Source organism: Phyllobacterium sp. RCAM01083 (assembly GCF_055685835.1).
Map to the genome: position 1 here is coordinate 2,836,877 of NZ_JBVFZN010000005.1, position 17,265 is coordinate 2,854,141.

Consider the following 17,265-nt stretch of genomic DNA (forward strand, 5'->3'; position numbering starts at 1 on the left):
AACGTGGAAATGCAAGCCCTTTCTGCATGTCGTGCAAAGGGCCATCACCACAGCGTCGGAACGAGACGGTAACGCACCTGCTGGCAAAAGGCGGTGTAACCCGGCAAATTCGCCTTGAGATATTTTTCCTCATCGAGCAGACGGGCAACGACCACCAGGCTGAGCGCGATGGCAAAAGGCAGAGACCACAGTGACCCGAGCGCGAGGGATGACGCGATGAAGGCCAGCACGCAGCCGGAATACATGGGATGCCGTACAACGCCATAGGGTCCGGTTGCGATGACCCGCTGCCCCGATTTGACCTCGATAATGCTGGAAGCATGGCTGTTTTCCCGGAATGCAAGAAAGACAATCCAGGCCCCGGCGAGAAAAGCGGCATTGCCAAGGATGACCACCGAGACGGGCGAGGGCAGCCCGGTAAAGTGACGCTCGATCCCCGGCATAATGTAGGTCAGGAGGCCGACCACGGCCGCTACGGTCTGGATGCGCTTCTGCGCCGGTTCGTGCTCGGCGCCCGCCCCGGCCCTCAACCGGCTTGCGACAAGGGCGGGATCGTGTTTGAGAAAATAATAGGAAATGAAGCTCGTACTGATGCTGAAAACCAGCCAGAAAAGCCAGCCCTGCCAGAACGACAATGACCAGGCGGGCAGCATGAGCAGCAACAGAAGGATGACGATGCCCTTCGCCTGCCCCTCCCACGCCTTCCTGTGCAGGTCATGCGGCGAGAGATGCATGGACATGATCAGCTCTCCTTCGGTTGGGGCGCGAGACCGGGGATATCGGACACCTCCGTCTGCTTCGGCCTTATCCAGTAGAATAGAGCCGAAACCCGATTGCCGGCAACCATCGTGGTGCCTGCCGCTTCAGTCGGCGAGCGCGCAGCCCGCACGCTTGATCATATCACGCACGATCAGCGGTGTGGCTGCCATCTGCTGCCATCGGCCCTTTGGCTGTACCTCCAGCGCGCGCCGCACCGCCTTGTCATCGAGAGTGATGCGGGTTCCGCACGCTGCGAGCGGCGAGCCATCCGTTTTTGCCGCAAAGTCCATGATGATAGCCGCGGTCTCTCCCACACCGGCGAGATAGGCGGTCAGAACCTGGCTCGCAGTGGGATTGGACGATGCCTGGTCGAGCATCGCCATGACCTGCGTGACCGAAATCTGCCCCTTGGCGGTGGACGCTGCCGCCATTGAGGCGGTGGCCAATCCAAGGGTGAAAGCTATGGAAATGAAAAATGCGCTGGCCGTTCCAAGAAGGGGCATTCCAAAAACTCCTGTGTTGGTTTGAAATTCGTATCTCGAAAATTTATTATTGTAAAACGATAATTTCTTGCTATTATTCTGGAAGAAAACTCACAGAGGTGCCCCATGAGCAATCTTTCTTCGCTTGATATGCCTACGACTGGACACATGCCGGCTCACCGCACGGAGCGCATCCGGCGTCTCAGTAAAATCATGTCGGGTCTGTATCTCGCCACATCGGTGATCTTGACCGCAGGAACGCTCTACTACTGGTTTGCGACGCCGCCGGCCGATATCCTGACAGCGGCCAAGCTACCGGTTACCGGAGTGGAAAATCTTGGTTTCCCGACCCGTCTTCTTGCTTTTCTCGTCTCGATGCTGCCACTGGCAGCGTTGATCTGGGGATTAAGGCAGGCCCAACGGTGCTTCAACGGCTTTGCCAAACAGCAGTTTTTCACGGCCGAAACCGTCGGCAGCCTGCGCGCTTTCGCAATGGCGGTCTTTGTATCGACACTCCTCCAGCCCTTCGCCTATGCAGCCCTCTCGCTCATCCTGAGCTGGACCAACCCGGTCGGACTACGCACACTGTCCATCGGCATCAGTTCGGACATGTGGCTCGGATTGCTGTTTGCCGGAACCATCATCGTCATTGCCTGGGTGATGCGGGAAGCCATCGCGATAGCCGATGAAAATGCCCAATTCATCTGAGGATAAGCCCATGCCCATCAAAGTCAGGCTCAATGTCATGCTGGCCGAGCGCAACGTGAAATCCAAGGATCTGGCGGAACATGTCGGGATAACGGAAGCCAATCTGTCCCTGCTGAAACAGGGCAAGGTGAAAGGCATTCGCTTCGAGACCCTGGAGCGCATCTGCGACTATCTCGACTGCCAGCCCGGCGATCTCATGCGGTATGACAAGGAGGACAGCTAGACCGTGAAAAGTGCCGGGACATGCACCGGCCAGCGCCATGGCACAATCGCCACGAGATCATACCGCAATGACAGGTTCGCGTAGTCGGGTTGACGGGCGAGCCACAGATCGGCCGCCGATTCGATGCGTTTCATGGCTGTCCAGGTCACCGCATCCATCGCCTGTTCAAGTGTCCGGCGGGCTTTCACTTCAACGATGAGAACAAGATCGCCGCGCCGGGCAATGAGGTCGATCTCGCCAAGTCTGGTCCGGTAGCGCCGCTCGACAATGCGAAAACCTTTCAGCATCAGCGCAACAGCAGCGAAATACTCGGCGAAGTGACCGCGCCTGTAGGCCCTGTGTCGCTCGCCCGCACCTGTCATTTCATTGCAAGCAACCGCTGGTAGAGTTCCCCCTTCGGCCGGCCCGTCATGCGCGATGCTTCGCCCGCCGCTTTGGCCGGCGACATTTCAAGGACAAGCGCACGCAGCAATGCATCGACATCATCGTCGGTACGGGCAATGTTCTGATCGCCCTCGGGCGGCCCGACAACAAGAACCACCTCGCCGCGGATGCGGTCCTCGCCATCGAATTCCGCCGCCAGTTCCGCCAGCGGCAGGGTAACCACGGTCTCGTAGGTCTTGGTCAGTTCGCGGCACAGCGATGCCTGCCGTTTCGGGCCGAACACCTCGACCATGTCCATAAGCGTGGCGGCGGCACGATTGGGCGATTCAAAAAACACCAGCGCGGCATCCAGCGTCTTCAGCGATTCAAGTTTCGACCGGCGCTGCCCCTGTTTCGACGACAGAAATCCGGCGAAGTAAAAGCTGTCGGTGAATAGACCCGAGGCCGTCAGCGCCGCCAGAACCGACGACGCACCGGGAATCGGCACCACGCGGATACCGGCTGCCTTGGCCTCCGGCACGAGGCGCCCGCCCGGATCGGAAACCAGCGGGGTCCCTGCATCCGATACAAGCGCCACGCTTTTTCCGGCAAGCAGGGCTTCGATCAGCTTTGGCCCGGCTTCCCCGGCATTGTGTTCATGATAGGCATAGGGGCGGCGGGAAATGCCGTATCTGTCCAGAAGAACCCGACTGACACGGGTATCCTCGCAGGCGATCACATCGGCTGCCGCGAGCGTTTCGATGCCGCGCAGCGTCATATCACCGAGATTGCCGATGGGTGTGGCGACGATGTAAAGCGCCGGCTCAAGCGGCCGGGCACGAAACGCCGTGTTGCCGATCTGATAATCCCGTTCCCTGGCTTCCCCGTCAGACACGTCGCACCCTCACGCTGCCAGATCGGCAATGACCGCATTCAGAACGATGGCGCCTTCGGGCGTCGTGCGGATGCGGCTGTTGCCGATATATTCGATCAAACCCTGTTCGGCCAAGGAAATCACGCGCTTTTCCTTGACGCCATGGCCGGTCAGCCGCTCATAGCGCGCAAGATCGATGCCTTCGACGAGCCGCAGGCCCATCAGCAGGAATTCATCACCTTCCTGTTCCCCGCTCAGCAACTCTTCCTCGACAACGCCATGGCCATCGCTCTCGACCTTGCTGACCCAGGTTTCCGGGTGACGTTCGGTGATCGTCACCGCGCGCTTGCCGTTCTCGATAAAGCGGCCATGGGCGCCGGGTCCGACGCCAACATACTCGCCATACCGCCAGTAGACGAGATTGTGCTGGGATTCGGCGCCGGGCGCCGCGTGGTTGGAAATCTCATAGGCCGGCAAGCCGCGCCGGGCCGTTACATCCTGCGTTTCCGCATAGAGCGCTGCCGCATGATCGCCATCGGGCGTTATCAGTTTGCCGGCTTTCCATAGCTGGTAGAAGGGCGTGCCCTCCTCAATCGTCAACTGATAGAGCGACAGGTGATCGGCGGCGTAGGAGATAGCGCGGTTCAGTTCCTCGCGCCATGCCTCGATCGTCTGGTCAGGACGGGCATAGATCAGATCGAAGGACAGGCGCGGAAAAATATCGCGCGCCAGCCCGATAGCCACCAGGGCTTCGTCGACATTGTGCATGCGCCCGAGCCGCCGCAGGTCAGGATCGTTCAATGCCTGCACACCCAGCGAGACACGATTGACACCTGCCGCCCGGTAGCCGCGAAAACGGTTGGCCTCGACGCTGGTCGGATTGGCTTCCAGCGTGATCTCGATATTGTCAGGCACCGACCAGTTCCTGGCAATCTCGTTGAGCACCGACCCGACAGTTTCCGGCTCCATCAAAGACGGCGTACCGCCGCCGAGAAAGATACTGGAAATCGTGCGCGGTCCGGTGCGCTCGCGCATGGTCGCCATTTCGCAGGCGAAGGCCGCGGTAAACCGCGGCTGGTCCACCGGCTGGTGACGGACATGCGAATTGAAATCACAATAGGGGCACTTGGCCATGCAGAAGGGCCAGTGGACGTAAACGCCGAAGCCCCCTTCGTTCTCCTGGCTGCGCAGCAATGGGGTCATCAGGCCCCCAGACAATCGCGGGCAAAATGCTGGAAAGCCCGTGCACGATGCGACAGGGCATCGGCTTCGCCAGGCTTCCAGCCATGTTTCTGCTCGGCGGTCATTTCCCCGAAGGTCGCATCATGGCCTTGCGGCTTGAACACCGGATCAAAACCGAAACCGGCAGTGCCGCGCGGCGGCCAGACGATCTCGCCTTCCACTTCGCCGCGATAGTAATTGGCTTCACCGTCTGGCCAGGCGAGGCAGATCACGGAAACGAAGCGGCCGCCGCGATCCCTGGCGTCAGTGATGCCCCGTTCCTGCAGCGCGGTTTCAACCTTTTGCATCCCATGGGCGAAATCCCGCTTGCCATCCGGCAGTTCCGCCCAGTTGGCGGTGTAAACGCCGGGGTCGCCATCCAGCGCATCGACACAAAGGCCGGAATCATCGGACAGCGCGACAAGGCCGGTCGCCTTGGCCGCCGCGAAAGCCTTGATGTAGGCGTTCTCTTCGAATGTGGTGCCGGTTTCATCCGGTTCAGGCAGACCGAGGTCACCCGCCGACACCACTTCGAAACCGAAGGGGCCAAGCAGATCGATCATTTCCTGGATCTTGCCCTTGTTGTGACTGGCAACGAGCAGTTTGCCTTTTTCGAGTGTTCTCATGTCAGGTTCCATAAAGCCGGTTCGGCAAATTCAATCGAGTTTCCGGACGGATCGCGGAAATACAGGGAGCGGGCGCCATTGGGCCAGTCAAATTCACTTTCGATGGCAATGCCATTGGCCTCAAGATGGGACTTCCAGCCGGAAATTTCATCCCGTGTTGCGCGAAAACAGACATGGCCCGGCCCCTTGGCACCATGGGCCGGGATGGGAAGACCGCCCTTGGGCCTTTCCCTCAGCTTTTCCGCATCGAACAGGATCAGGACACCGGCGCCGCAGCGGAAAAACACCGATTCATTGCCCGCCCGCAGGATGACGTCCAGTCCGAGTATATCGGCATAGAACCGTGCAGCCACGTCGATATCGGTCACATAGAGTGCTGTTTCCAGAATACCCGATGGCTGCATGGTGTTTTCCGTTTACGAGACCGCCATTTTCTGCAGCGAAACCAGCCGGGTGATGCCGTTGCGGGCAAGCCCCATCAAGGCCAGTAGCTCGTCCTGCGAGAATGGCTCGCCTTCCGCCGTTCCCTGTACTTCCACGATACCACCTTTGCCGGTCATGACGAAGTTGGCATCGGTCTGTGCCGTTGAATCCTCGGCATAATCGAGATCAATCACGGGCGTGCCGTCGGAGATGCCGCAGGAAATCGCCGCAACATGGTCCTTCAATACCTTTTCGACCTTGAGCATCTGGCGTGTTTCCATCCAGCGCAGGCATTCGTGCAAGGCAACCCAGCCGCCGGTGATGGCTGCCGTCCGGGTGCCGCCATCGGCCTGAATGACATCGCAGTCCACGGTGATCTGCACTTCGCCCAGCGCCTGCAGGTCCACGACGGCACGCAGCGAACGGGCAATGAGCCGCTGAATTTCCAGGGTGCGGCCGCCCTGCTTGCCGGATGAAGCCTCGCGGCGCATGCGATCGCCGGTCGAACGCGGCAGCATGCCGTATTCCGCCGTTACCCAGCCTTTGCCGGTATTGCGCATCCAGCCCGGCACCTTTTCCTCAAGGCTGGCGGTGCACAGCACGTGTGTATCGCCAAACTTGACCAGGCACGAGCCTTCAGCATGTTTGGAAACGCCGCGCTCGAAGGAAATGGCGCGCATTTCGTCTGGGGCTCGTTTGGAAGGACGCATGGAATGACCTCTTGAAAAATATGGTTGTCCGGCCTTTTAGAGCAACGGACGCTTAAATGGAACCATGAAGCAAAAGCTTTGATGATTGGACCGACAACGCCTATATTCCCTGGCAGAGAACAAGGGCGTCGCACAGAATGAACAAGGCAGTTACTCCCGAACCATTGCAATCCCTCGACCAGCGGTCACGGGATATTTTCCGGCGCATCGTCGAGAGCTATCTCGGTGACGGCGAACCGGTGGGATCGCGCAACCTGTCGCGCATCCTGCCCGTGACGCTTTCCCCGGCGACCATCCGCAATGTCATGAGCGATCTCGAGCATCTCGGCCTTGTCTATGCGCCGCACGTGTCGGCGGGACGGCTGCCGACGCAATTGGGCCTGCGGTTCTTTGTCGATGCCTTCATGGAGGTGGGCGACCTTTCCTCCGACGAGCGCAATTCCATCGAGGCGCAGGTGCGGGCGGGCGGCGACGCCCAGTCGAGCGAGAACATGCTGACGCAGGCCAGCCAGATCCTGTCGGGCATGTCGCGCGGCGCCGGACTTGTGCTTGCAACCAAAGCGGAAGGCGCACTCAAACACATCGAGTTTGTGCGGCTGGAACCCACCAAGGCGCTGGCGGTGCTGGTGACCCAGAGCGGCGACATTGAAAACCGGGTGATCGACCTGCCGCCCGGCGTGACGCCGTCGCAATTGATCGAAGCATCGAATTTCCTCAATGCGCATATTCAGGGCCGCACCATCACCGAAGCGCGCGTGGAAATTGCCCGCTTGAAGGACGAAACCCAGCAGGCGCTCGATGTCCTGTCGCAACACCTGGTCGAGCAGGGACTTGCGGTCTGGGGCGGCACGGGTGGCGGCCAACCGCCGCGGCTCATCGTGCGCGGGCGCGGGAACCTTCTGGATTCCATCAACGCCGAAGCGGATCTCGACCGGCTGCGCCATCTGTTCGATGATCTCGAGACCAAGGAAGGCACGATTCAACTGCTCGATCTGGCCGAAGCGGGATCGGGCGTGCGCATTTTCATCGGCTCCGAGAACAAGCTGTTTTCACTTTCCGGCTCATCTCTGGTCATCGCGCCCTATCGCGACTCGGAACAGCGGGTCATCGGCGCCCTCGGCGTTATCGGCCCCACCCGGCTGAACTATGCGCGCATTGTTCCGATGGTGGACTATACGGCGCAGCTGGTCTCACGACTGTTGCGATAGAGCGAAGGATACTGCACTGGCGCTGTGCCGCCACGCGAACTTCCTCCGCTTCGGGCATTTGCACTTGATTTTCATGGCCTAAACCTCGATATCCAGCGCACATTCGATTTATGAACGGACAGGATAGATGACTGAAGAAAAGAAACATCATGACGCACCCGATCTCGATCAGCGCGATCTGAAGAATCCGCGCGACCGTGATGCGCTGAAGCGTGCCGCCGATGATTTTCTGAAATCGCGCAAGGCAGAGGAATATGCCATGGCGCAGGAAGAGGAAGAACAGGCGGAAGCAGCCAACAGCGTCGAACTGGATGCATTGCGCGGCGAAAACGGCGATCTGCGCGATCAGCTGCTGCGTCTGGCCGCCGATATGGAAAACCTGCGCAAGCGCACTGCCCGTGATGTTCACGATGCGCGTTCCTATTCGGTCGCCAATTTCGCCCGCGACATGCTTTCGGTTTCCGACAATCTGAAGCGCGCGCTCGAAGCCATTCCGGCCGATGCCCTCGCCAATGGCGATGCAGGTTTCAAGGCACTGGCCGAAGGTGTGGAAATGACCGAGCGCTCGATGATGTCGGCGCTGGAACGCCACGGCGTCAAGAAGATCGAGCCACAGGGCCAGCGTTTCGACCCGAATTTCCATCAGGCCATGTACGAAATTCCCAACGCCGACGTGCCGCACAACACGGTGCTGCAGGTGGCGCAGGCCGGTTTCGTCATCGGCGACCGTATGCTGCGCCCGGCACTCGTCGGCGTTTCCAAGGGCGGCCCGAAGCAGGCTGCGGGCGAAGGCCAGGCAGAGCCGGGTCCGATCAACCCGCAGGCGGAAAAAGACGCATAACCATAGCGTCATCTCAACGACAAAGGCCAGATTCCGGCGACGGGGTCTGGCCTTTTCAATTTAGCTGTTTACGCTCCGTATTGGTCATGTTCTACCTTTTACATGGAGGGGAACAGCCGATGACATCGATCCAGATATTCAATTATGCGGGCGTTTTCGTTTTCGCCGCGACAGGCGGCCTCGCCGCCTCGCGCCGCCAGCTTGATATCATCGCTTTCGTGTTTCTGGCTGCGGTAACGGGCATCGGCGGCGGCACCCTGCGCGACCTCATCCTCGGTGTCCCCGTCTTCTGGGTCCGGGAGCCCGGCTATATCCTCGTCTGTGCCGCGGCGGCCATCATCGTCTATTTCTCCGCCAATCTCCTGGAATCACGCTACCGGCTTCTGCTGTGGCTCGATGCGCTGGGGCTTTCGGCCTACAGCGTCATGGGCGCGGCAAAGGCGCTGGCGCTCGGCTTCAGCCCGACCATTGCCGTTGTGACAGGCATTTTGACGGCCACATTCGGCGGCGTGCTGCGCGATATCGTTTCCGCGGAACCGTCGGTGCTGATGCGGCGCGAAATCTACGTCACCGCGGCGCTTGCCGGTTCGGTCGCCTACACGCTGCTGCTGGGGCTTTCGGCGGGGCCGGAGGTTTCGGCCCTGTTCGCCGCGCTGACCGCCTTTGCGGTTCGCGGCGGCGCGCTTTACTTCGGCTGGACCCTGCCGAACTACCACAAGGTGGGCCGCACGCCTGAAGAGCTCAAGCGTGACGGCATCGTTCGATCAGAGTAAACGGGCCTGCTGGGCAGCCACTTTCAGATTTTGCGCCGGACGCGGTCCGATCTGCTGGATCACGAGGCCGGCGGTCAACGAGCCGAGCCGCGCACAATCGGTCAACGAGCGGCCATTGGTGTAGCCGAACAGGAAGCCCGACGCATAGAGATCACCCGCACCCGTCGTATCGACAAGCTCGGCGATCTCGATCGCCGGAACGGCAACGGTTTCGTCTTTCGAGACAACCACCGAGCCCTTTTCCGAGCGGGTGATGGCGGCGAGCTTGCAATCCTTGCGGATGGCATCGAGCCCCTTTTCGAAATCGTCGGTCTGGTACAGCGACTTCAGTTCCGCCTCGTTGGCGAAAACAATATCAACCGTGCCGGAACGCATCAGCTCAAGGAATTCCTCGCGATAGCGATCCACGCAGAACGGATCCGACAGGGTCATCGACACTTCGCGCTTGTGCTCATGCGCAATTTTCGCCGACAGGCGGATGGCTTCCTTGGCGCGGGGCGGGTCCCAGAGATAACCTTCGAAATAGGTGACCTTCGCTTCCGATACCTTGGAGCTTTCCACGTCTTCCGGTCCAAGCTCGACGCAGGCGCCGAGATAGGTGTTCATCGAGCGCTCGCCATCGGGCGTAACGAAAATCATCGAGCGGGCCGTGGGCGGCGGCGCTTTCAACACCCGCGTATCGAAGGCAACGCCCTGCGCGCGGATATCGTGGGTAAAGATGTGACCGAGCGGATCGTCAGCAACCTTGCCGAAATAGGCGGCGCGGCCGCCAAGGCTGGCAACGCCGGCCGCGGTATTGCCAGCACTTCCGCCAGAAGCTTCGATGGCCGGTCCCATGCGCTCATACAGAAATTCCGCACGGTCGGCATCGATCAGGTTCATCGCATTCTTGATGATACCGTTCTTGACGATAAAATCGTCATCCGTGCGGGCGATGATATCGACAATGGCATTGCCGATGCAAAGCACGTCATAACTCGACATGAAAACTCCAGGATTGATTCAATTGCAGTTCTTGGCCTCTGGTTCGCCAAGTCCTAGCCGGAACAGCGGGCCTTGACTACCCCTAATGCGCGGGCGCGCCTTGTCTCTGCCGGACGCGCTCCTTATGTCCCAAACATTGGAAAGACCGGAAAGGAAGAACGGCACCATGATTTTTGACAGCGCCCAGGCCGCAGCAAGTCACCTGTTCCGGCCGGAATTCCGTTCTGTCCTGTGGAAGTCTCTCGGAATGACCGTGCTTCTGCTGATCGGTGCCTGGTTCGGGCTGCGGGAACTCTTTGCCTTGCTGGCATTGCCCTTTTTCGATCAATGGATGCCGGATCTGCCATCCTGGGCCGGCTGGCTCGGCTTTATCGCCGGTGTATTCGCCAGTATCGCCCTGGCGCTGGGGCTGGCACTGCTGATCGCGCCGGTTTCGGCCATCGTCGCCGGATTGTTTCTCGACGATGTGGCTGAAGTTGTGGAAAAGTCGGATTACCCGCTCGATCCGAAAGGCCGCCCGCCGCCGGTCCTGCGCTCCTTCGTGCTTTCGCTGAAATTCCTCGGCGTCATTATCCTCGGCAATATCATTGCACTGCTGATGCTTCTCATTCCCGGCGTCAACATCATCGCGTTCTTCGTGGTCAACGGTTATCTGCTCGGCCGGGAATTCTTCGAATTCGCCGCCATGCGGTTCCGCCCGGAAATGGAGGCTAAGGCGCTGCGGTCGAAACATGCAACGACGGTTTTTCTGGCCGGTCTCGTCATTGCGGCCTTCATGGCCATTCCGATCCTCAACCTTTTGACCCCGCTGTTTGCCGCGGCCATGATGGTGCACCTGCACAAGGCAGTGGCTCAATCGGAACCACCCGCAGGGCTGCGCTAGAAAACCTGTGGGGGCAGCGGTACCAAAGGCGCAGGCAACTCCGATGTCTTTTCCGCTGCCTTGCAGATATCGGCAATGACGCAGGCCGTGCATTCGGGCTTGCGGGCCTTGCAGACATAGCGGCCATGCAGGATCAGCCAGTGATGGGCGTGATAGAGATATTCCGCCGGAATGATCTTCATCAATTTGGCTTCCACCTGATCCGGTGTCTTGCCCGGCGCGAGGCCAAGCCGGTTGCCGATGCGGAATATATGCGTGTCGACGGCCATCGTCGCCTGCCCGAAAGCCATGCTGAGCACCACATTGGCGGTCTTGCGGCCAACACCGGGAAGCTTGACCAGCTCATCGCGATCATCCGGCACCTCGCTGCCATAGTCGCGGATCAGGGCTTCCGACAGGGCAATGACGTTCTTCGCCTTGTTGCGCCAGAGCCCGATGGTGCGGATGTATTCGCCGACAGTTGCCTCGCCGAGATCGCGCATCTTTTCCGGTGTATCGGCAACCTTGAACAGGGCGCGGGTTGCCTTGTTGACGCCGACATCCGTCGCCTGGGCCGAAAGCGCAACCGCGACCAAGAGGGTAAAAGCATTGACATGCTCGAGCTCACCCTTGGGTTCCGGCCGCTGGATCGAGAACCGGCGAAAAATCTCGTGGATCTCATCGGCGGTATAGCGTGTACCAGCGACAAGGCGCGGCCGCTTCGCCGGCTTTTCGGCGACCGCACTCACGTCAATCTGATCAAGTTTGCTCTTGGGATTTTCCATGACCCTTCTATACTCAAGCGTCATGAGCCAAACAATGAACCCAATTGACGCTGTCGCGCGCAATGAAGAGGAAATTTTCCGCGCCCTTCTGGTGCCGCACCGGTCGCTTGGCCGCAAAGGCTTTCTCATTGTCATGGCCGCGATCGGCGGATGCAGTTTTCTGACCGGTCTTTTCTTCCTGTCGCTGGGAGCATGGCCGGTTTTCGGCTTTTTCGGCCTTGATGTCCTCCTGATTTATCTTGCCTTCCGGATGAACTACACCGCAGCAAAAGCGCATGAAGAGGTCAGCGTTTCAAGGACCGCGCTGCAGATCAGGCAGGTGGCGCCGTCGGGCCGGACCAACCTGCACGAATTCAACCCGTTCTGGACACGGTTCAATGTCGCGCGACACGCGGAAATCGGCATCACCTCCATGCGGGTGGAGGGACAGGGCAAGGCGGTGACGATCGGCTCGTTTCTCAATCCCGATGACCGGGAAAGCTTTGCCATGGCATTCACCCGGGCCCTGGCCGCGGCCAAGGGCCGGTAGTTTTCATATCACGCAAGAATCGGGTGGCAGATCAGGCCCCTGCATGGTCATATGACACTCGACATGAATTGAAAGCCTGATCTGTCTTTGCGACGCAACGCATCGGATCATGCCGGAATGAGGTAACGACCATGAAACCGCATGCCATCCTTCAGAACGATATCACGCCTTCGGGCAATGACTATGCCATCGTCAGCCATATCATCGAGCGGATCAGTGAGGATTATCGCGACCAGCCATCGCTCGAGGTCCTGGCCAAGGAGGCAGGGCTTTCACCCACGGCCCTGCAGAAGCTTTTCACCCGCTGGGCGGGCCTGTCGCCCAAGGGCTTTCTGCAGGCCGTGACCATCGACCATGCCCGCCGGCTGCTCGACGAAGGCATGCCACTGCTGGAGACGGCCCTGGAAACCGGCCTGTCGGGGCCAAGCCGCCTGCACGACCTGTTCGTCACCCATGAAGGCATGTCGCCGGGCGATTACAAGACCCGCGGTGCGGGCCTCGTCATCCGTTACGGCTTCCATATCTCGCCCTTCGGGCGGGCCCTGGTGATGGTGACGGATCGCGGACTGGCGGGTCTTGCCTTTGCCGATCAGGGGCATGAACGCGAAACCATGGAAGACATGACATCGCGCTGGCCCAATGCCACCTATGTCGAAGACCTTGGCGCCACGTCGCCCTATGCGGCGCGGGTGTTCAACCCGGCTGAATGGCGTTCGGACCGGCCGCTGAAAGTGGTGATGATCGGCACGGACTTCCAGCTGCGTGTCTGGGAAGCCCTGTTGAAGGTGCCGATGGGCAAGGCCTGCGCCTATTCGGACATCGCCCAGGAAATCGGCTCGCCCAAAGCCTCCCGCGCCGTCGGTGCTGCGGTGGGCGCCAACCCGATTTCCTTCGTGGTTCCCTGCCATCGCGCCGTCGGCAAATCCGGCGCCCTCACCGGCTATCACTGGGGCCTGACCCGCAAGCGCGCCATTCTCGGCTGGGAAGCCGGGCAGATGGGCGACGGCACGCAACTCGACATGGCCCGTTCCGGCTGATCGCCGGCTCCTCCCGAGACACCCATCAAGGCCCGGCAGCAATGCCGGGCTTTTGTCCTTTCAACGATGCGATCACGTCGGCCAAGCCGGACAGAAGCGTCTCGCACTCTTCGTCCGTACCGATGCTGATGCGCAGATAGTCGTGTATGCGCGGTTTCGGGAAATGCCTGACCAGAATGGCCCTGCTTCTAAGCTCGGCAGCGATCTGCGCGCCGGGCAGCACGGCATGGCGTGCAAACAGAAAATTGGCCGCCGACGGAAGAACCTCAAACTGCATCGCGCGCAAGGCGACCGACAATCTTTCCCGGGTGGCCATGATCCGGTCGCGTTTTTCCTCGAACCACGCCCGGTCCTCCCAGGCGGCAACCGCTCCCGCGATGGCGAGACGGTCGAGAGGATAGGAGTTGAAACTGTCCTTCACCCGTTGCAGCGCTTCAATCAGCGCAGGCTGCCCGACGGCAAAGCCGACGCGCAGGCCGGCCAGCCCGCGCGATTTTGAAAAGGTCTGGGTCACGAGCAGATTGGGGAAGCGTGCGACCAGGGGGATCGCACTCTGTGCACCAAAGTCCACATAGGCTTCATCGACCACCACAACCTGGTCGGGATGATCGGCAAGCAATGCCTCGATTTCCGCCAGGGGCAAGGCCGCGCCGGTGGGGGCATTCGGATTGGGCAGGATGATTGCGCCGCATGCCTGCCGGTAGTCGGCAATGCGGACCGCCATCGTGTCATCGAGTGGAACAGCCCGAAAGTCTATTGCGTAGAGACGGCAATAGGTCGGGAAGAAACTGTAGGTGATATCCGGAAACAGCAAGGGCTTGTCGTGTTTCAGCAGTGCCTGGAACACGTGCGCCAGCACTTCGTCAGATCCGTTGCCGACAAAAACGTGATTGGCGTCAAGCCCATGGCTTTTGGCGATGGCTTCTCTCAGCCTGTGCGCCGTTGGATCGGGATAGAGCCGCAGCGCTTCCGTCGTCTCGGCTGCTATGGCCGCCAGTGCACGCGGTGACGGGCCATATGGGTTTTCATTGGTGTTCAACTTGATCAGATCGGGCAGCACCGGTTGCTCTCCCGCGACATACGGGGTCAATGTGTGCACGAGAGAACTCCAAAAACGGCTCATCTAAATGTCCAGTACTGCGTTGGCCGGGTGATCGCGATTCAAGCGAACAGTGCGCGTCGATTCCCGTACCATGGCAAAAACAGACTCTTGCAACAATCGAAATCCCCAGCCATTGCGCGGCATTGAAGAAACTTTCGGGCAGGCCTTGACCTTCCAGTTACTGGAAGAATTACCTTTGCATCACTATCTTCCCGTCCATGTCGAAAGTTCCATCATGAAACATGACCATCACGACCACGATCACGCTCACGCTCATAGCACCCATAGCCACAGCTGTTGCAGTACGCACGCGGCGCAGGCGGAGGTCGTGCGCGATCCGGTCTGCGGCATGCTGGTTGACCCTACGGCCGGCAAGCCGACGGCGGAGCATGCGGGCCGGGTGTTTCACTTCTGCTCGGCGGGCTGCCACAAGAAATTCACGGCCGACCCGGAGCCCTACCTGACGGCGATCGATCCGGTCTGCGGCATGACCGCCGACCGGGCGACGGCAAAACACTTCCTGCGGCACGACAACGAGAAATATTATTTCTGCTCGGCCAGCTGCATGGCGAAATTCGAAAAGGCGCCGCAGGACTATCTCGGCGACAGGCCGGCACCGAAGCCGATGCCAGCGGGAACCCAATATACCTGCCCGATGCATCCGGAAATCGTCAAGGACGGCCCGGGGTCATGCCCGCTGTGCGGTATGGCGCTCGAACCCATGGGCATTCCCACCGGGGATGAAGGCCCGAACCCTGAACTCGTCGATTTCACCCGCCGGTTCTGGATCAGCGCGCTCTGTTCCATACCGCTGCTCTTCATCACCATGGGCCCCATGCTTGGCCTGCCTTTCCGCGACTGGATCGGGGAAAGCCGCGCGATCTGGCTGGAACTGGTCCTCGCCACCCCGGTTGTCCTCTGGGCGGCCATCCCCTTCTTCGAACGCGCCTGGGCATCCCTCGTCAACCGCAGCCCGAACATGTGGACGCTCATCGCCATCGGCGTCGGTGCGGCCTATGCGTTCAGTGTCGTGGCAACACTCGTCCCCGACATTTTCCCGCATGCCTTCCGCATGCATGGCGGCAGTGTGCCGGTTTATTTCGAGGCGGCGGCCGTTATCATTACGCTTGTCTTCCTCGGACAGATCCTGGAGCTGAAAGCGCGCGAGCGCACCGGGTCCGCCATTCGCGCCCTGCTTGACCTTGCGCCCAAAACCGCGCGCCGCGTGGCAGCAGACGGGACGGAAAACGATATCCCGCTGGACGAGGTCGTGGCCGGTGACCGGCTGCGGGTCCGTCCGGGTGACAGTGTGCCTGTGGATGGCATTGTGCTGGAAGGCCGCTCGTCCATCGACGAATCCATGCTGACGGGCGAACCGTTGCCGGTTGAAAAGACTGAGAATGATGCGGTGATCGGCGGCACGCTCAACCGCAACGGCACGCTGCTGATCAAGGCGGAGAAAGTGGGCGCCGATACGGTCCTGTCGCAGATTGTCGGCATGGTCGCCACCGCCCAACGCTCGCGCGCGCCCATTCAGGGTCTGGCGGACCGCGTCGCCAGCTATTTCGTGCCTGCGGTGGTTCTCGTTGCCATCGTCTCATTCATCGCCTGGGCCTGGTTCGGACCGGAACCCGGCATGATCTACGGCCTTGTCGCGGCCGTCTCGGTGCTGATTATCGCCTGTCCCTGCGCGCTCGGTCTCGCAACGCCCATGTCGATCATGACGGCCACAGGGCGCGGCGCGCAGGCCGGTGTGCTGATCAAGGATGCGGAAGCGCTGGAACGTTTTGCCGGTGTCGATACACTGATCGTGGACAAGACCGGCACCCTCACCGAAGGCAGGCCGAAACTCACCGACGTCATTGCAGACGGACCAATTGCCGAGGACCAGTTGCTGATTCTTGCAGCCAGCCTCGAAAAAGGCTCGGAGCATCCGCTTGCCGAAGCCATCGTCGAAGGTGCGAAAGCCCGCACTCTTACCCTGCTCAAGGCCGAAACGTTCGAAGCGGTCACCGGCAAGGGCGTTTCCGGCAGCATCGGCGGGCAGTCCGTTGCGCTCGGCAACAAGGCCATGATGCAGGACGTCGGTGCCGACATATCCGCCCTGAGCGGGAAGGCCGATGCGCTGCGGACCGGCGGCAAGAGCGTTTTGTTCATGGCGATCGACGGCAAGGCCGCCGGCATCATCGCGGTCGCCGACCCGATCAAGGCCACGACGGCCGAGGCGATCCGCCTGCTGCACAAGGCTGGTCTCACCATCATCATGGCGACCGGCGACAACCAGATCACCGCCCAGGCGGTCGCCGCCCGGCTCGGCATCGATGAAGTGCGCGCCGACATGATGCCCGAGAGCAAGAAGCGGCTGGTCGATGAGCTCCGGGCCAAGGGCGCAAAGATCGCCATGGCCGGTGACGGCGTCAACGATGCCCCGGCACTTGCCGCGGCCGATGTCGGCATTGCCATGGGCACGGGTGCCGACGTTGCGATGGAAAGCGCGGGCATTACCCTGGTGAAGGGCGATCTCAACGGCATTGTCCGTGCCCGTCATCTCGCCGATGCAACCATCCGCAACATCAAGCAGAACCTGTTCTTCGCTTTTGTCTATAATGTGCTGGGTGTGCCGGTTGCGGCGGGCGTGCTCTACCCCGTCTTCGGCGCCATGCTTTCGCCCATGCTGGCGGCAGCGGCAATGAGCCTTTCCTCCGTATCGGTCATTGCCAATGCATTGCGGCTGCGGACACTGAAACTGTGAGGT

General features: G+C 60.5%; 20 protein-coding genes. 9 read left to right on the plus strand and 11 right to left on the minus strand.

Going from position 1 to position 17,265, the window contains the following annotated elements; translation table 11 throughout:
* Positions 1-44 precede the first annotated feature (44 nt).
* Both ACZ25R_RS20705 and ACZ25R_RS20710 read right to left on the minus strand, forming a co-directional pair.
* The gene (locus ACZ25R_RS20705; RefSeq protein ID WP_472462065.1) at positions 45-740 is read right to left on the minus strand and encodes a methyltransferase family protein; all 696 of its coding nucleotides are present in this window, start codon (positions 738-740) and stop codon (positions 45-47) included.
* A 123-nt stretch (positions 741-863) separates the two neighbouring features.
* Positions 864-1,262: a chlorophyllide reductase gene (locus ACZ25R_RS20710; protein ID WP_472462066.1), complete on the minus strand. Its 399-nt coding sequence runs from the start codon at positions 1,260-1,262 to the stop codon at positions 864-866.
* A 105-nt stretch (positions 1,263-1,367) separates the two neighbouring features.
* Here ACZ25R_RS20710 and ACZ25R_RS20715 point away from each other — a divergent pair, with 105 nt between their 5' ends.
* Together ACZ25R_RS20715 and ACZ25R_RS20720 are read left to right on the plus strand one after the other, a co-directional pair.
* The gene (locus tag ACZ25R_RS20715) at positions 1,368-1,949 is read left to right on the plus strand and encodes a DUF2975 domain-containing protein (RefSeq protein WP_472462067.1); all 582 of its coding nucleotides are present in this window, start codon (positions 1,368-1,370) and stop codon (positions 1,947-1,949) included.
* Positions 1,950-1,959: 10 nt separating this feature from the next.
* A complete protein-coding gene (locus tag ACZ25R_RS20720; RefSeq protein ID WP_472462068.1) occupies positions 1,960-2,172 on the plus strand; it encodes a helix-turn-helix domain-containing protein in 213 nt (70 codons plus the stop codon).
* Here ACZ25R_RS20720 and ACZ25R_RS20725 read toward each other — a convergent pair.
* The 6 genes from ACZ25R_RS20725 to rph are packed head-to-tail and all read right to left on the minus strand — an operon-like array spanning position 2,169 to position 6,389.
* Entirely contained in the window at positions 2,169-2,534 is a 366-nt protein-coding gene (locus tag ACZ25R_RS20725; RefSeq protein WP_472462069.1) for a YraN family protein, read from the minus strand. The genes ACZ25R_RS20720 and ACZ25R_RS20725 overlap by 4 nt on opposite strands.
* Complete coding sequence (gene rsmI, locus ACZ25R_RS20730; RefSeq protein ID WP_346306154.1) at positions 2,531-3,430, minus strand: 16S rRNA (cytidine(1402)-2'-O)-methyltransferase; 900 nt, start codon at positions 3,428-3,430, stop codon at positions 2,531-2,533. The genes ACZ25R_RS20725 and rsmI overlap by 4 nt, the downstream gene beginning before the upstream one ends.
* A 9-nt stretch (positions 3,431-3,439) precedes the next feature.
* The gene (gene hemW / locus ACZ25R_RS20735; RefSeq protein WP_472462070.1) at positions 3,440-4,612 is read right to left on the minus strand and encodes a radical SAM family heme chaperone HemW; all 1,173 of its coding nucleotides are present in this window, start codon (positions 4,610-4,612) and stop codon (positions 3,440-3,442) included.
* Complete coding sequence (gene rdgB, locus ACZ25R_RS20740; RefSeq protein ID WP_223614054.1) at positions 4,612-5,256, minus strand: RdgB/HAM1 family non-canonical purine NTP pyrophosphatase; 645 nt, start codon at positions 5,254-5,256, stop codon at positions 4,612-4,614. The genes hemW and rdgB overlap by 1 nt, the downstream gene beginning before the upstream one ends.
* On the minus strand, positions 5,253-5,660 hold the full coding sequence (locus tag ACZ25R_RS20745) for a VOC family protein (protein ID WP_223614053.1): 408 nt from the start codon (positions 5,658-5,660) through the stop codon (positions 5,253-5,255). The genes rdgB and ACZ25R_RS20745 overlap by 4 nt, the downstream gene beginning before the upstream one ends.
* A 12-nt stretch (positions 5,661-5,672) precedes the next feature.
* A complete protein-coding gene (rph, locus tag ACZ25R_RS20750) occupies positions 5,673-6,389 on the minus strand; it encodes a ribonuclease PH (RefSeq protein ID WP_223614052.1) in 717 nt (238 codons plus the stop codon).
* Between the two features lie 137 nt (positions 6,390-6,526).
* Here rph and hrcA point away from each other — a divergent pair, with 137 nt between their 5' ends.
* The 3 genes from hrcA (at position 6,527) to ACZ25R_RS20765 (ending at position 9,211) form a co-directional block, all read left to right on the plus strand.
* The gene (gene hrcA, locus ACZ25R_RS20755; protein ID WP_403179521.1) at positions 6,527-7,597 is read left to right on the plus strand and encodes a heat-inducible transcriptional repressor HrcA; all 1,071 of its coding nucleotides are present in this window, start codon (positions 6,527-6,529) and stop codon (positions 7,595-7,597) included.
* Positions 7,598-7,724: 127 nt separating this feature from the next.
* A complete protein-coding gene (gene grpE, locus ACZ25R_RS20760; protein ID WP_223614050.1) occupies positions 7,725-8,438 on the plus strand; it encodes a nucleotide exchange factor GrpE in 714 nt (237 codons plus the stop codon).
* 119 nt (positions 8,439-8,557) lie between these two features.
* Positions 8,558-9,211, plus strand: coding sequence for a trimeric intracellular cation channel family protein (locus ACZ25R_RS20765; RefSeq protein ID WP_223614049.1), 654 nt, complete (start codon positions 8,558-8,560; stop codon positions 9,209-9,211).
* Here the strand turns inward: ACZ25R_RS20765 and ACZ25R_RS20770 are convergent.
* On the minus strand, positions 9,203-10,195 hold the full coding sequence (locus ACZ25R_RS20770; RefSeq protein ID WP_472462071.1) for an adenosine kinase: 993 nt from the start codon (positions 10,193-10,195) through the stop codon (positions 9,203-9,205). The genes ACZ25R_RS20765 and ACZ25R_RS20770 overlap by 9 nt on opposite strands.
* 166 nt (positions 10,196-10,361) lie before the next feature.
* On the opposite strand from ACZ25R_RS20770, the gene ACZ25R_RS20775 reads away from it, so the two are divergent.
* Positions 10,362-11,078, plus strand: coding sequence for a sulfate transporter family protein (locus tag ACZ25R_RS20775; protein WP_472462072.1), 717 nt, complete (start codon positions 10,362-10,364; stop codon positions 11,076-11,078).
* On the opposite strand, the gene nth is transcribed toward ACZ25R_RS20775, so the two are convergent.
* Positions 11,075-11,842 (minus strand): endonuclease III, encoded by a 768-nt coding sequence (gene nth, locus ACZ25R_RS20780; RefSeq protein WP_472462073.1) that lies wholly within the window; start codon positions 11,840-11,842, stop codon positions 11,075-11,077. The two genes, ACZ25R_RS20775 and nth, sit on opposite strands and share 4 nt — an antisense overlap.
* Before the next feature lie 34 nt (positions 11,843-11,876).
* On the opposite strand from nth, the gene ACZ25R_RS20785 reads away from it, so the two are divergent.
* Together ACZ25R_RS20785 and ACZ25R_RS20790 are read left to right on the plus strand one after the other, a co-directional pair.
* The gene (locus ACZ25R_RS20785; RefSeq protein ID WP_472462074.1) at positions 11,877-12,371 is read left to right on the plus strand and encodes a DUF2244 domain-containing protein; all 495 of its coding nucleotides are present in this window, start codon (positions 11,877-11,879) and stop codon (positions 12,369-12,371) included.
* 131 nt (positions 12,372-12,502) lie between these two features.
* On the plus strand, positions 12,503-13,408 hold the full coding sequence (locus ACZ25R_RS20790) for a methylated-DNA--[protein]-cysteine S-methyltransferase (RefSeq protein ID WP_403179532.1): 906 nt from the start codon (positions 12,503-12,505) through the stop codon (positions 13,406-13,408).
* A 25-nt stretch (positions 13,409-13,433) separates the two neighbouring features.
* Here ACZ25R_RS20790 and hisC read toward each other — a convergent pair whose 3' ends face one another.
* Complete coding sequence (gene hisC, locus ACZ25R_RS20795) at positions 13,434-14,531, minus strand: histidinol-phosphate transaminase (RefSeq protein WP_472462075.1); 1,098 nt, start codon at positions 14,529-14,531, stop codon at positions 13,434-13,436.
* A 214-nt stretch (positions 14,532-14,745) separates the two neighbouring features.
* On the opposite strand from hisC, the gene ACZ25R_RS20800 reads away from it, so the two are divergent.
* Positions 14,746-17,262, plus strand: coding sequence for a heavy metal translocating P-type ATPase (locus ACZ25R_RS20800; RefSeq protein WP_472462076.1), 2,517 nt, complete (start codon positions 14,746-14,748; stop codon positions 17,260-17,262).
* Positions 17,263-17,265: the final 3 nt, after the last annotated feature.

What these genes read in the sequence shown, in the direction of transcription:
- ACZ25R_RS20790 (WP_403179532.1), top strand. Translation starts at nt 12,503, where the DNA reads ATGAAACCGCATGCCATCCTTCAGAACGATATCACGCCTTCGGGCAAT.
- ACZ25R_RS20705 (WP_472462065.1), bottom strand. Translation starts at nt 740, where the DNA reads ATGTCCATGCATCTCTCGCCGCATGACCTGCACAGGAAGGCGTGGGAG.
- rdgB (WP_223614054.1), bottom strand. Translation starts at nt 5,256, where the DNA reads ATGAGAACACTCGAAAAAGGCAAACTGCTCGTTGCCAGTCACAACAAG.
- ACZ25R_RS20775 (WP_472462072.1), top strand. Translation starts at nt 10,362, where the DNA reads ATGATTTTTGACAGCGCCCAGGCCGCAGCAAGTCACCTGTTCCGGCCG.
- hrcA (WP_403179521.1), top strand. Translation starts at nt 6,527, where the DNA reads ATGAACAAGGCAGTTACTCCCGAACCATTGCAATCCCTCGACCAGCGG.
- rph (WP_223614052.1), bottom strand. Translation starts at nt 6,389, where the DNA reads ATGCGTCCTTCCAAACGAGCCCCAGACGAAATGCGCGCCATTTCCTTC.
- ACZ25R_RS20785 (WP_472462074.1), top strand. Translation starts at nt 11,877, where the DNA reads ATGAACCCAATTGACGCTGTCGCGCGCAATGAAGAGGAAATTTTCCGC.
- ACZ25R_RS20745 (WP_223614053.1), bottom strand. Translation starts at nt 5,660, where the DNA reads ATGCAGCCATCGGGTATTCTGGAAACAGCACTCTATGTGACCGATATC.
- ACZ25R_RS20765 (WP_223614049.1), top strand. Translation starts at nt 8,558, where the DNA reads ATGACATCGATCCAGATATTCAATTATGCGGGCGTTTTCGTTTTCGCC.
- hisC (WP_472462075.1), bottom strand. Translation starts at nt 14,531, where the DNA reads ATGAGCCGTTTTTGGAGTTCTCTCGTGCACACATTGACCCCGTATGTC.
- nth (WP_472462073.1), bottom strand. Translation starts at nt 11,842, where the DNA reads ATGGAAAATCCCAAGAGCAAACTTGATCAGATTGACGTGAGTGCGGTC.
- ACZ25R_RS20770 (WP_472462071.1), bottom strand. Translation starts at nt 10,195, where the DNA reads ATGTCGAGTTATGACGTGCTTTGCATCGGCAATGCCATTGTCGATATC.
- ACZ25R_RS20715 (WP_472462067.1), top strand. Translation starts at nt 1,368, where the DNA reads ATGAGCAATCTTTCTTCGCTTGATATGCCTACGACTGGACACATGCCG.
- ACZ25R_RS20800 (WP_472462076.1), top strand. Translation starts at nt 14,746, where the DNA reads ATGAAACATGACCATCACGACCACGATCACGCTCACGCTCATAGCACC.
- grpE (WP_223614050.1), top strand. Translation starts at nt 7,725, where the DNA reads ATGACTGAAGAAAAGAAACATCATGACGCACCCGATCTCGATCAGCGC.
- ACZ25R_RS20710 (WP_472462066.1), bottom strand. Translation starts at nt 1,262, where the DNA reads ATGCCCCTTCTTGGAACGGCCAGCGCATTTTTCATTTCCATAGCTTTC.
- ACZ25R_RS20725 (WP_472462069.1), bottom strand. Translation starts at nt 2,534, where the DNA reads ATGACAGGTGCGGGCGAGCGACACAGGGCCTACAGGCGCGGTCACTTC.
- hemW (WP_472462070.1), bottom strand. Translation starts at nt 4,612, where the DNA reads ATGACCCCATTGCTGCGCAGCCAGGAGAACGAAGGGGGCTTCGGCGTT.
- ACZ25R_RS20720 (WP_472462068.1), top strand. Translation starts at nt 1,960, where the DNA reads ATGCCCATCAAAGTCAGGCTCAATGTCATGCTGGCCGAGCGCAACGTG.